This window comes from Psychrobacillus sp. NPDC093180 (assembly GCF_044754065.1).
Lineage (GTDB): Bacteria > Bacillota > Bacilli > Bacillales_A > Planococcaceae > Psychrobacillus.
In genome coordinates this window covers 132,883-146,239 of record NZ_JBIVOJ010000008.1, presented here as the reverse complement: position 1 = coordinate 146,239, position 13,357 = coordinate 132,883, and the positions used below count along the sequence as shown (strand labels likewise).

The 13,357-nt window shown below is 36.8% G+C and carries 10 protein-coding genes; 1 reads left to right on the top strand and 9 read right to left on the bottom strand.

Annotation, left to right across the window (positions count from 1 at the left end; translation table 11 throughout):
• Positions 1–147: 147 nt before the first annotated feature.
• The 9 genes from ACIP9W_RS13620 to groES all read right to left on the bottom strand — a co-directional run bounded on the left by ACIP9W_RS13620 (position 148) and on the right by groES (position 11,939).
• Positions 148–1,419: a RidA family protein gene (locus ACIP9W_RS13620; RefSeq protein ID WP_400790277.1), complete on the bottom strand. Its 1,272-nt coding sequence runs from the start codon at positions 1,417–1,419 to the stop codon at positions 148–150.
• Between the two features lie 532 nt (positions 1,420–1,951).
• Positions 1,952–2,983, bottom strand: coding sequence for a ketopantoate reductase family protein (locus ACIP9W_RS13615; RefSeq protein WP_400790274.1), 1,032 nt, complete (start codon positions 2,981–2,983; stop codon positions 1,952–1,954).
• Positions 2,984–3,059: 76 nt separating this feature from the next.
• On the bottom strand, positions 3,060–4,316 hold the full coding sequence (locus tag ACIP9W_RS13610) for a hydroxymethylglutaryl-CoA reductase, degradative (RefSeq protein WP_400790272.1): 1,257 nt from the start codon (positions 4,314–4,316) through the stop codon (positions 3,060–3,062).
• Between the two features lie 86 nt (positions 4,317–4,402).
• Positions 4,403–5,725 carry a gluconate:H+ symporter gene (locus tag ACIP9W_RS13605; protein WP_400790269.1) on the bottom strand — a complete coding sequence of 441 codons (1,323 nt, stop codon included), beginning with the start codon at positions 5,723–5,725 and terminating at the stop codon, positions 4,403–4,405.
• 345 nt (positions 5,726–6,070) lie between these two features.
• Positions 6,071–7,018 (bottom strand): 3-hydroxyacyl-CoA dehydrogenase family protein, encoded by a 948-nt coding sequence (locus ACIP9W_RS13600; RefSeq protein WP_400790267.1) that lies wholly within the window; start codon positions 7,016–7,018, stop codon positions 6,071–6,073.
• Between the two features lie 15 nt (positions 7,019–7,033).
• Entirely contained in the window at positions 7,034–7,861 is an 828-nt protein-coding gene (locus ACIP9W_RS13595; RefSeq protein ID WP_400790533.1) for a beta-keto acid cleavage family enzyme, read from the bottom strand.
• Between the two features lie 195 nt (positions 7,862–8,056).
• The gene (locus ACIP9W_RS13590; RefSeq protein ID WP_400790265.1) at positions 8,057–9,517 is read right to left on the bottom strand and encodes a sigma-54 interaction domain-containing protein; all 1,461 of its coding nucleotides are present in this window, start codon (positions 9,515–9,517) and stop codon (positions 8,057–8,059) included.
• A 404-nt stretch (positions 9,518–9,921) separates the two neighbouring features.
• The gene (gene groL, locus ACIP9W_RS13585; RefSeq protein ID WP_282242159.1) at positions 9,922–11,553 is read right to left on the bottom strand and encodes a chaperonin GroEL; all 1,632 of its coding nucleotides are present in this window, start codon (positions 11,551–11,553) and stop codon (positions 9,922–9,924) included.
• Between the two features lie 101 nt (positions 11,554–11,654).
• Positions 11,655–11,939 (bottom strand): co-chaperone GroES, encoded by a 285-nt coding sequence (gene groES / locus ACIP9W_RS13580; protein WP_093274211.1) that lies wholly within the window; start codon positions 11,937–11,939, stop codon positions 11,655–11,657.
• 230 nt (positions 11,940–12,169) lie between these two features.
• On the opposite strand from groES, the gene ACIP9W_RS13575 reads away from it, so the two are divergent.
• The gene (locus ACIP9W_RS13575; RefSeq protein WP_400790262.1) at positions 12,170–12,883 is read left to right on the top strand and encodes a CPBP family intramembrane glutamic endopeptidase; all 714 of its coding nucleotides are present in this window, start codon (positions 12,170–12,172) and stop codon (positions 12,881–12,883) included.
• Positions 12,884–13,357 lie beyond the last annotated feature (474 nt).

The window sequence follows — 13,357 nt, the reverse complement described above, 5'->3', positions numbered from 1 at the left end:
GTCCCAAAACAAAAAAGCATGAAGCTTTTTGCCATAATCGGCTAAAATCTTCATGCTTCTTCAACTATACTCATAAAAGAAAGAGGCTGTCTCAATTTCATTTGAGACAGCCCTTTGATCGTTCCTGTATTTACAAACAATTGACTATTATGCTTTTGGAGGTGTTCCTTCAGCGTTAGATACAATTGCATCGATTTGGATTAAAGCATCTTGAGGTAAAGCTGATACGCCAACTGTTCTTCGTGCAGGGACACCACCTGGGAAGAATGTTTTGTAAGCTTCATCTACAGCATCCATATCCTCAATATTTTTAACGAAGATATTTACTTTAACCACATCATCCATAACATGGTCGATACTTTCTACAATTGCCTTGATGTTTTTCAAGCACTGTTCAGCCTGCTCTTTTACACCACCAGCTACCATTTCACCAGTTTTTGGATCCAAAGGTAATTGTGCAGAAAGGTGATTGTAATGAGAGAATGCTACAGTTTGTGTAGATAGAGAATTCTTTGGTGCATTTTCAGTGTTGTTTGCCCATATAACAATTCCATGTCTGTCTTCAATAGCTTGTGGAGGTGTACCGTCTCCGTGGGAAACCACTGCCTCAATTTGTACTAAAGCATCCATAGGTAAAGCCGCAGCTGCAACTACTGTACGTGCAGGAACATATGCTACAGCTCTAGCAATAGCTGAATCCGGGAAGAATGTTGAATAAACTTCATTTACAGCTTCAGTATCAGAAAGATCTTTAAGGAAGATGTTAATTTTAACAATATCGTCAAAAGGAACGTCGATACTTTCTAAAATTGCTTTGATATTTTTCAAGCACTGTCCAGCTTGCTCTTGTACTCCACCAGTTACCAATCTACCAGTTTTTGGATCGATAGGTAATTGAGCTGAAAGGTTATTGTAATGAGAGAAAGACACGGTTTGTGTAGATAGTGGGCTTGTTGGTGCATTTGCCGTATTATTTGTAAGTTTGATGAGGTCGCCTGCTTGTGGGGCGTTTGGAATTGTACCTTCACCGTGTGAAACAAGTGCTTCAATTTGTACTAAAGCATCCATAGGTAAAGCTGCAACTGCAACTGTTGTTCGGGAAGGAACATAAGTTGGGAAGAATGTTTTATAAACTTCGTCTACAGCGTCCACATCTTTGATATCTTTAACGAATACTGTGATTCTAACAATATCGCTCATAACGTGATCGATGCTGTCTACAATTGCCTTAATATTTTTAAAGCATTGTTCAGCTTGCTCTTTTATACCACCAGCTACCAATTTACCCGTTTGTGGTTCGATAGGTAATTGTGCTGAAAGATTGTTGTAATGAGAGAATGCTACAGTTTGTGAATATAGACCGTTACCGTTTGGGGCATTTTCTGTATTTTTTGCTGTTACTGCGTTGTAGTTACTCATGATACGATTTCCCTTCTTGATAAATATTTACTAATCTAAGTATGCTCCGAAAAAGACGGTTTAAACCGCTCCGAATGCACTACAAAATTATAACAGGGTTTGTTCATTTCGTCTAACGTTTTGTGAGAAGTGAACAAAAAACTTCTCCTAAGTTCATTGAACTTGTGAGTATCTTCTCAAGGAGTCATTTATTCTTTTTTACATGGTTTTCTCCCCATATTACTGATTGATGTCTTACGAGGCTAACGTGGTATGATGTTGAAACCTTTTGCTTCCAGCCTACACTTGCCAACCTGTTGGTTAGAATAGAAAAAAACTCACTTCCCGAGTATATAATAAGGGAAAGTGAGTTAATTGGTAATTATTCATTGTACTTTACTTTTTCATTTCAATATCTGTTGAAGCTCCTATGGCTCCACTATTTACATTTAGTTTTCATTTGTTATTTCAAGAACTTGGCCGATTTCTCCTCTCAAACTACCAACTTCCACCTATGATTAGTTTAACAATGATTAAATCCATTTTTACAAAACTAGATATTCACATTAATTTCATTGAAGTATTGTAGATTCACAGAGAACTCTGGTACATATTTCTCTTCCTCTGCCTTTTTTACTAACTTAACAACCAAATCATTATATGGAGTATTAATACCTACTTCTCTCCCTTTTTCACAAATATATCCGTTAATGTAGTCAATCTCGGTTTTTCTACCTTTTTCTAAATCTTGAAGCATACTTGCTTTAAGGTTCTTGTGAGGAGCCCAAACTTCTCTATAAAATTCCATTTTGTTTGGTATACAAGAGTCATTTTTTAACTCTAGAAATTCAAAGTTTTTCCCTTGCATTGGAACCATTTTCACCCCTAAAGCATGCGCTACCTTAATTGTTTCGTCTGCAATATGCGCAAGGTTATACATTGCTCTCTCACTATTAAGGACATCTCCAAATGTACAACCTAAAGCTGCTGACATACCACTAAAAGTAGTATTCATTAAAAGTTTTGACCATTTAATTCCAAGTATATTATCTGAAACCTCACAGTGACCTATTAACCCTAGAATAGAACTAATTTTTTCTAGTCGAGGGGTTATACTCCCATTAAGTTCTCCAATATCAAATGCATATTTTTGGACAACTTCCGAAGCTGTGGTTAATTCAGAAACACCAGGTCCTTTCCAGGTGGCACCGAATCCTACTACACCGCCAATTGTCCTTTCTTTTCCAATAGTTTCTGATACATAGTCCTCTGGAATACCGTTTTGTAATGTACAAACTACACTTTCCGAATGTAAATGTGTTATTAACTGTTGTAATGCCGTTACGTTATAAACCTGCTTAGTCAATAAGAAAACTAAATCATATTTGTCTCTCATTTGTTCGGGTGAGATTGCATTTACTTTTACAGTTTTATTCATGAAGCCTGTAATCTTAGCACCATTATTATTTAGTGCTTTTACATTTTCTTCATATGCATCAATTAAATCTACTTCTTGACCTTCATCAGCGATTAAGGCACCAATAATTGTTCCAAGAGAACCAACTCCCATTATTCCTACTTTCATTTTTAGACCTCCATTTCAATTCGATCTAATACTGATCTTTTCCATATCACCTAAAACTCATTTTTTTGTTGTCCTGTTATTTTAGTTCAGCATACAACTGTTTAGCATAATCCAGTTGGAAATTGTTATTTTTCACCATTAAATCAATAATGTAGTTCAAATCTTCATTGGTAGCGCCTGTTTGAATAGCAACACTTCTAGCATGTAATGGAGCAAAATCAGCTTGGAGACCGCCAGTTACAATCGATTTAACAGTGGTCAAGTTTTGAGCAAGTCCTACTGATGCTATTACTTGTCCTAATTCCGAAGCTGTTTCTACACCTAGAATATTAAGCGAGACTTTAGCCATAGGGTGGGTACTGATATTACCACCAACTGTACCAACTGCCATCGGTGTTTCAATTAACCCTAATAAATCACCATTTTTGTCTTTCTTATATTTTGTTAAAGGACGATATTGCCCTGAACGAGCAGTATAAGCATGACATCCTGCTTCAATTGCTCTAGAGTCATTACATGTTGCTAATGCAACTGGTATTATTCCATTTAAAATTCCTTTGTTATGTGTTGCCGCGCGATATGGATCAGCTTCAGCAATCTCATATGCAGCTACAATTCCATCAACTACTTCTTCTCCACCTAAAAGCTCTTTATTGATTTTCACAGTAGAATAAGCAATTCTACGATCTGCAAGGTTGGATAATATTTTTAACTTTGCCTTACCCTCAGTTAGTTCTTCAATGAATGGTGCAACTGCTTCTGCCATTGTATTTACTGCATTTGCCCCCATCGCATCAACGGTATTAACTAATAGATGAACCGTAACTAAAGGGCCAATATTTGAATCTAAAATTCTAACTTCAACATCCTTTACTCCACCGCCTACGGAAACAAGCTTAGGGTCTTTATTGTTTGCTATTTCTATGATTCTATCTTTATTTTCTAGAATTTTATATTTTGCCAATGTTGGATTTTCGATACCTACTAATTGAACTTGACCAATCATTAAACTTTCAGTATAGCCCGCAGTAAATCCGCCACATTCTTGAATGGTTTTTGCCATTTTTGTGACCGAGCTAACTAAATAAGCTTCTTCCGTAACCATTGGGACTACATACTCTTTCCCATTAACCAGAAAGTTGAAAGCGACTGCATAAGGTAATTCAAATGTCCCGATAACATTTTCAATCATGCTATTAGCTACATCTATCTTTAGCGCATTTGGTTCATTTATAGTTTTCGCTTCTTCCTCCGTTAAATTGGCCATTTCCTTAACTATATTTATACGTTCAGATACTTTTAAATCCATAAATTCATCTAATTTAAAGCTCATGTTGATTCCCCCTGATTTTTTTGTATAAAATATCCATCAACCCTGTTATAGTCTTCGGGTAATGAATACTACGCTTTATCCAATAATTATCCTATAAATGCATTCAGTGCTAGAACCCCTAATATTCCGTAAATGGCAACTAGTGTATACATAAAACACACTGATTTAATTGTTTGTCCAATAGTCAAATTGAAGTATTCTTTCGTCATCCAAAAGGATACGTCACTAGGTGGAGCCCAAGCAATTGACGCAGCTGCAATAGCAATAACCGTCAATTCTACATTAACACCTGTCGCCTCAACAATTGGGATCATAATTCCCGCAGTTGTCAAAATAGTAACAGTTGCAGACCCTACTGCTAATCTAATAATAAGAGCAATAACCCAAGCTAAAATAAACGGTGATATATCCCATGTACTTGTAAGCGCGGCAATGTAATCGGCCATTCCACTGTCTAAAATTACTTGTTTAAAAGCACCACCACCACCTAGAATAAAGACGATTCCACCTATAGAGATTAACGCAGCCTCAACTGACTTCATTAATTGAGACATAGTTTTTCGCTTTTTATGCAGACCAAATACATATAAAGCAAGAAAAAGTCCAAGTAACAATGCGATATCGGCATTCCCAATGAATGTTAATACCGTATACATAGTTGATGTTTCAGGCAGTGAAAATTGTGCAATAACACCGATCAAAATAAGAACAACTGGTGATAAAGCCGTTAAAACTGAAGTTGTAAATGATGGAACTTCATCCATGTCAAAGCTTTGATTTGTTACTAAACCTTCCGGAACTTTGATATCCCAATTTTTATATAGTCTGCCTAGTAATGGACCAAAAAGAAGCGCTGCTGGAATTGCTAAAATAAGACCATATCCTAAAACAACACCCAAATTTGCATTTAAAACGTTAGCTGCTGCAGTTATCCCTGGATGTGGAGGTAAAAACACATGTGTGAGGGAAATACCTGCCAAGAACGACATACCGACTTGCATTAATGGAGCCTTCGATGCAATTACCACTGTATATACAATCGGGATAAGTAAAATATAGGTAACTTCGTAAAATAAAATAATTCCTAATACAAACGAAGCAACCAAGATTGCCCAGTCCACTCGTTTTCTACCAAATTTATCGAGTAGGGTATTAGCAATTCTATCGGCCCCACCGCCATCAGCAATAATTTTACCTAATATAGCACCCAGACCAATGATAATTGCCATATGGCCAAGTGTTCCACCAAGTCCGGATTCAATGGACGCTACAATTGATAGCGGTTTCATTCCTTGTAAAAATCCAACGAAAATAGCTGAAATCATTAATGATAGAAAGGCATTCAACTTAAATAAAATAATTAAAACAAATAAAAGTACTATTCCTAAACCCAGTGCTACTAATGGCATTTACCTATCACTCCATCCATTTTTTTAGAACTTTCTTTGTATAATTCCTAACACCCAATTATTATAATAAAAAGTAATAGAGTGCCCAGGGTGGTCAAACAGACACCAAGGGAATATATTATTTCACCGTCTCTAAAAACTTATCTCCCAAATGTAAGTAAATTTTGGGCGACAATCATCCTTTTAGTAAATCTAAACTGATAGAAAGTGACCGCTGAAGAACCCCATAGTATAAATTAAATTTGACATCCAAACCTAAATTATACTAATTCTATTAGATTCAAAGATATATATGGAATATAAAAAGCCATCTAAAGAGGTCCTATGCGATCACGATAGAAAAAATTACTTCATATAAAATTTTGATGCTTTTAATTGATGGATTAGACGTTTATTAAAGTTGTTTCTCTTTTGAGTAAGTGTCTCAGGGTCATATTTATAAAAACCTTCGCCTGATTTTGCACCTAACTTACCTTGCAGCACATTTTCTTTTAATAAAGGATTAGCTTCTTTCCGATTATCCATTACCGCTAATAGGTTATCTCCTACGGTACACCAAATATCCAATCCTCCCATATCAGCGACTTCTAATTGTCCACTTGTCGCATAACGAAATGCAGGACCGAACATCAATGCCTTATCTATATCTTCTGGATCAGCAATACCTTGTTCGATGAGCGAAAAGACTTCCCTTGCAACTCCTTGTTGGATACGATTAGCAACTAGACCTGGTACATCTTTATTAACCTTTACATATTGTTTATCGATAGATTTAAATAATTCCTCAATTTCTTGGTAAATAACTTCCGGCATATTACCAAAGTGGGAAAGCTCTACAATTGGCATAATATGCGCCGGGTTGTAATAATGAGTAATCATCATGCGCTCTCTTCTTTTTTCAGAGACCAATTTCCACATGTCGCTTAATGGCAAACTTGAGGTATTACTTGCGAAAATCGTATAACTAGGACATATTTCATCCAATTGTTTAAAGGTTTGCTGCTTCAACTCCATAATTTCTGGAATGGCTTCTGTAATAAAGTCCCTGTCATAGACCGCTTCTTCTAAATCCGAATAATAGTGTAAATTAGCTAAAGTCTTTTCAATAATATCGGCCTCAATAAAACCCTCTTCAGCTAATAATACTAGGTCTGCACGAATGTCATTCTCTACAGACCCTATCCTTTCCTTGTTTGCGTCATAAAGATTAACATTAAAACCGTATAGAGCAAAATTTTCGGCTATGCTATGACCCATGGTACCTGCTCCTAGCACTGCAATCTTATTAATCATGTTTTCCAGACTCCCCTAAACTGTCGTAAGCTTTCCTAATCCTAGAATTTCTCTTGCTTCAGCTGGAGTTGCAGGTTCTTTCCCCAATTCTTTAATAACTCTTACTGCCCTTTCAACAAATTCAGCATTTGATTTTGCTATACGACCTTTTGAATAATAAATATTATCTTCCATTCCAACACGGATATGTCCTTCTAATGCAAGTGTTGTATAAAGGATTGGCATATGACCTTTTCCTATTCCAAATGCGGACCAGGTGCACTTTTCGGGAAGTAAACTCTTTAAATAAACAAGGTTTTCAACAGTTGCTGCTGTTCCTCCTGGTGCACCTAGTACAAATTGGAAATGGACGGGTTCCTTAATTAAACCTTTTTTCATATAATACAATGCATTGTATAACATACCTGCATCGAAAACTTCTATTTCTGGTTTCACATTGTTTTCGATCATTGTTTGACCTAAATTTTCAAGGAATGTTGGTGTGTTTAAAAATAGAGTTTTGTGCATCCAATTCATGCTACCAGCATCGTAAGAAGCCATTTCTGGTTTAAATTCGATCAAATGTGCCATTCTAGTCTCATCTGTTGCGTTTAAATCTCCGGATGTAGTTAGATTTAAAATGATATCGATTTTTTTTTCTTTAATGAGTTCAAGGGTTTCCCCGAATCTTTCTTTACTCATCGTGCCTTTCCCATCTTCATCCACCATATGCAAATGGGCAATGGCCGCACCTGCCTTCCAAACCTCGTATACATCATCCGCAATTTCTTGTGGTGTCAACGGAATATTAGGATTTTTATCCTTTGCAGGAAATGCCCCCGTCAAAGCTGCTGTAATAATCACCTTATCCAAAAAATACAACTCCTTTCGATATTTACACTAATGTTATTTGCAAGTATCGTGCCAATATGGGAAGTGCTTTATTCTAGCGTATTCATTGTTTAAACGAAAAAAGGATGATGATATTTTTCATCATCCTTCTTCACTATTTCTCTTAAAAAGATTGCAGACAATAGAGCACTCTATTGATGAAAATAATCACCGACTGCGATGACGAATTTCATCAATGATAATTCCGTATTTTTTCGCTTTTTTTACAACTGTGGATTGATCAATCTTTAATTTCTCTGCTGCCTTTCTCGTGGTTCCAGTTTCTTTTATAGCTTCTATGAGTAATTTTCTTTCGATCTCCGCTACAATGTCTTTTAGACCTTTTTCAGAATTTGTATTATTAATAATGGTATTTGGGAACATGATCTTCTCAATGCGGTCACTATTTATTACTGTTTGGTCTTCAAAAATGATTGTTATTCTTTCAATAATATTTTCCAATTCCCTTACGTTACCCGGCCAATCATAATTCATTAATAATGAATAAGTGTCGGAAGATAAAATGACTGATTTCCCATACTTCTCATTATATTGTTTAAGGAAATATTCACCTAATGCATATATATCTTTTCTTCTTTCTCGTAATGGGGGAATATCTATTGGAAAAACATTTAACCGATAAAATAAGTCCTCTCTAAACTTCCCCTCTTTTATTTGTTGTGACAGATCCCTATTTGTTGCTGCAATAATTCTTATATCTAATTTTTGAACTTGGGTGCCACCTACCGGTATTACCTCTTTTTGTTGGATAGCCCTTAATAATTTTGGTTGTAATTCCAGTGGTATTTCCCCTATCTCGTCGAGGAAAATTACGCCTTCATTGGCAAGCTGGAAAAAACCTTTTTTTGTCTTATCTGCACCGGTAAATGCACCCTTTTCATATCCAAAGAGTTCTGATTCCAATAAATTTAGTGGGATAGCCGCACAATTCACTTTAATAAATTGCTTGCTTGATCTAGGGCTTTTTTGAAAAATTTCATTGGCAATTACCTCTTTTCCCACCCCACTCTCTCCAGTGATCGTTATTGTAGTGTCTAGCGAAGCAATTTTATTGATCATTTGAATTACATTTCGTATCTCATCACTATCACCAATAATTCCAGTGTTATGGAAAAAATGCCTTTTATAATATTCAATTTCCTCCTCTTTCTTTCTTCTATCTTTTTCAACTACTGCCATTTTACTTTCTGTTATTTCTAGTGCATGCCTCATTAATTCCAAATCTGAAATATCCCTTTGATTAACAACTACAAAAATCAATTCATTATTTTTATCCAATATCGGTTTCCCTGTAATTAACATATCAACCCCGTTTTTGCTCTTTCCAATGGAACTGACAACCTTCTTTTGTCTTCTAACCTCAGGTGAAACAGAATTTTTAAATATACCTTTTGATTCCAATTCCTCTACATATTGACCAACGACATCTTCATATTTTAATCCTGCCATTTTCGTGTATGCTTCATTAACGTAAATAATTTTACCTTCCTTATCGGTGATGAAGACACCATCATAAAAATGATCCATAGCATTTTTGAATACAAATTCTTGATGTCTATCGTGATCATCAAATTGATTCTGATTATTATTTTCTGAGTATTGAACCACTTCTATCAATCTCCTTTATCGCCTATCACCTATGTATTGTTGTTTAAATCTTCTTAATATCAAGACCATTATAACACTTCCTTTTCCCCAAAAACGTATGCATATTTTTATATACACATCTCTAAAAAACTTAATAGTAAAAATATAATCTTTAAAATTTTACACCCTTTAACTATTTTATACTTACTCGTTATTGTGACTCTCCAACAAATTGTGGATGGACTTGGCTATTCAGATGATCAAATTACAAAGGATGTCTAACTCCATGTAACACGAGAAATAAAAAAAGAGGCTTCACATAAGTTCAGTGAACTTATGTGAAGCCTCCATTAATATTCCTAATGTTAGTAAAAAACTCTCGTCTTACTACAAAACCCTGTCGTATCAAGGGTTCAGACGGCTTATTACATCATTCCGCCCATGCCACCCATATCAGGCATACCCATGCCGCCAGCAGCTGGTTCTGGAATATCTGCTACTACTGCTTCAGTTGTTAAGAATAGAGCAGCTACAGATGCAGCGTTTTGAAGTGCTGAACGAGTTACTTTTGTTGGGTCTACGATACCAGCGTCGATCATGTTCACCCATTCGCCGTTTGCTGCGTTGAAACCTGTACCGATTTCTTCGCGTTTTAGACGGTCTACTACGATTGAACCTTCTAAACCAGCGTTGTTAGCGATTTGACGAACTGGCTCTTCAAGTGCACGAAGTACAATTTTTAGACCAGTTGCTACGTCGCCTTCTTGTGCTGCTGCAACTTCAGCTACTTTGTTGTATACGTTTACTAGCGCAGTACCACCACCAGATACGATACCTTCTTCGACAGCTGCGCGAGTTGCGTTTAGTGCATCTTCAATACGAAGTTTGCGTTCTTTTAGTTCTGTTTCTGTTGCTGCTCCGACTTTTACTACTGCAACTCCACCAGCAAGTTTAGCTAGACGCTCTTGTAGTTTTTCTTTGTCGAATTCAGAAGTTGTTTCTTCTAATTGCGCACGGATTTGACCTACACGGCTAGCGATGCGATCAGATTCTCCGTTACCTTCTACAACTGTCGTGTTGTCTTTTGTTACAACCACTTTAGAAGCACGTCCAAGTTGTGTAATGTCAGTAGATTTTAAATCTAGTCCTAAATCTTCTGTAATTACTTCAGCGCCAGTTAGGATTGCGATATCTTCTAGCATTGCTTTACGACGGTCACCGAATCCTGGTGCTTTAACTGCTACGGCATTAAATGTTCCGCGTAATTTGTTTACAACTAGAGTAGCTAATGCTTCTCCTTCTACGTCCTCAGCGATTAGTAAAAGTGGTTTCCCTTGTTGTACAACTTGTTCAAGAACTGGAAGGATTTCTTGAATGCTAGAGATTTTTTTATCTGTAATTAAGATATATGGATTGTCCAGAATCGCTTCCATTTTATCTGAATCTGTTACCATATAAGGAGATGCGTATCCACGGTCAAATTGCATACCTTCTACTACGTCAAGCTCAGTAGTGAATCCTTTAGATTCTTCGATAGTGATAACTCCATCGTTTCCAACGCGCTCCATAGCTTCTGCGATTAGTTCGCCAACTTCAGAATCTCCAGAAGAGATTGCTGCAACTTGTGCGATAGACTCTTTACCTTCGATTTGTTTAGAAATTGCTTTTAACTCTGTAACCGCTGCTGCAACAGCAAGGTCGATACCTTTACGGATTCCCACTGGGTTTGCTCCAGCTGTTACGTTTTTCAATCCTTCACGAATCATAGATTGAGCTAAAACAGTAGCAGTTGTCGTACCATCACCTGCGATATCGTTTGTTTTAGAAGCAACTTCTGCAACTAATTTTGCACCCATGTTTTCAAATGCATCATCTAATTCAATATCTTTAGCAATTGTTACACCGTCGTTTGTAATAAGTGGTGAACCGAATTTTTTTTCCAAAACGACATTACGTCCTTTTGGTCCAAGCGTTACTTTTACAGCGTCTGCAAGTTTATCTACTCCACGTAGCATTGCACTACGAGCGTCTTCACTGAACTTAATTTCTTTAGCCATGATTTAAGTACCTCCCAAATTTTATATCGATTTTTTAATAAGAAAGTATAAGATTTTTACTCAGTATTGAGCCAGAGCCATCTCTAACCCCGTTTTTATATTTAGCCGATTACCGCTAAAACATCGCTTTCGCGTAATATTAAATATTCAGTGCCTTCATATTTTACTTCTGTACCTGCATATTTAGAGAAGATAATGCGGTCTCCTTCTTTTACGTCCAATTCTACGCGAGTGCCGTTATCAAGTACTCGTCCAGAACTTACAGCTACAACTTTCCCTTCCTGTGGTTTCTCTTTAGCAGAGTCTGGAAGAACGATGCCGAATGCTGTTTTTTCTTCTACTTCGATTAATTCGATTACGATACGATCACCTAATGGTCTTAACAAGTGAAACAACCTCCCTAAATTTGTCGAATTTTATATTATTAGCACTCTTACTCTTTGAGTGCTAACACACTTATAATAATAATTAATAACAGAACATTTTGCAAGTAAGAAGGTTAACTTTTTCTTTAATCCCTTCTAAAAGGAAGGCCCTCCCAGTGGGAAGTTTCACTTTATCTCTCGTTTCCTTTACAATAAAAGAAGATTGTTAATATAGAAAGGAATCATTTCATATGAAACAACAAAAAACCGGATTATATGTTTTAATCATCTACTGTGTTATGCAACTTTCAGGAATTGTTTTTATACCCCTCCTTTATAAATTAATCCAGGCTATGAACGTGCAAGATGCAGAGCTCGCCACTTACGGTTGGTGGTTATTCATAAGCATGGGAATTGCCACCTTCTTTACCCTGTACATTATTCGCAAAGATAATACGTTCCTACGCCCTTTAAAAGGACAGCAAGCAACTTTAGTAGGAACAATCGGCTTTGGAATACTCGGTTTTTTTCTTGTGTTTTTAGGTCAAATGTTTGCAGCGAATTTGGAGATCAAGCTCGGAGTGGAACCAGGTTCTGCAAATACGGAGCAATTTATAGAGATTGCGCATAGCGTCCCTTTTGCCATTTTTTCGATCGTTATTTTTGCACCTATATTAGAAGAGATTATTTTCCGTCGGATCATTTTCGGTTTTTTATTGCCTAAAACAAACTTTATTGTAGCGGCGCTAGTGAGTGCAGTTGCTTTTGCAATCATACACTTTGAGTTTACGCACATCCTACTGTACGCCGTGTCTGGCTTTATATTCGCTTTTATTTATTACAAGACAAAACGTATTTTGGCATCGATTATTTCTCATATGTTACTAAATGGATTTGTCGTACTTGTTCAGTTTTACGGCGAAGCGATTAGAAAATTTCTTGAAACCTATTCACAAATGCCATAAAAAAAGGAGCTTAGATATATGTCTGAGCTCCTTTTCTTTATGGTATGGATGACACTTCATTGTGCGGATATCGCTTTGTATTGCTCGGAGGACCTTTCATTGCGCAGATTCTGCTTGGCATTGCTCGGTTTCACTCTCTTTATGCTCGCATAGCCCTTTGTATTGCTCGGAGGACCTTTCATTGCGCGGATTCTGTTTGGCATTGCTCGGTTTCGCTCTCTTTATGCTCGCATAGCCCTTTGTATTGCTCGGAGGACCTTTCATTGCGCGGATTCTGTTTGGCATTGCTCGGTTTCGCTCTCTTTATGCTCGCATAGCCCTTTGTATTGCTCGGAGGACCTTTCATTGCGCGGATTCTGTTTGGCATTGCTCGGTTTCGCTCTCTTTATGCTCGCATAGCCCTTTGTATTGCTCGGAGGACCTTTCATTGTGCAGATTCTGCTTGGCATTGCTCGGTTTCACTCTCTTTATGCT

Bases quoted from the DNA above. Each gene is read 5' to 3' on its own strand.
- ACIP9W_RS13620 (WP_400790277.1), bottom strand. From the start codon at position 1,419: ATGAGTAACTACAACGCAGTAACAGCAAAAAATACAGAAAATGCCCCA.
- ACIP9W_RS13575 (WP_400790262.1), top strand. From the start codon at position 12,170: ATGAAACAACAAAAAACCGGATTATATGTTTTAATCATCTACTGTGTT.
- ACIP9W_RS13605 (WP_400790269.1), bottom strand. From the start codon at position 5,725: ATGCCATTAGTAGCACTGGGTTTAGGAATAGTACTTTTATTTGTTTTA.
- ACIP9W_RS13615 (WP_400790274.1), bottom strand. From the start codon at position 2,983: ATGAAAGTAGGAATAATGGGAGTTGGTTCTCTTGGAACAATTATTGGT.
- groL (WP_282242159.1), bottom strand. From the start codon at position 11,553: ATGGCTAAAGAAATTAAGTTCAGTGAAGACGCTCGTAGTGCAATGCTA.
- ACIP9W_RS13610 (WP_400790272.1), bottom strand. From the start codon at position 4,316: ATGAGCTTTAAATTAGATGAATTTATGGATTTAAAAGTATCTGAACGT.
- ACIP9W_RS13600 (WP_400790267.1), bottom strand. From the start codon at position 7,018: ATGATTAATAAGATTGCAGTGCTAGGAGCAGGTACCATGGGTCATAGC.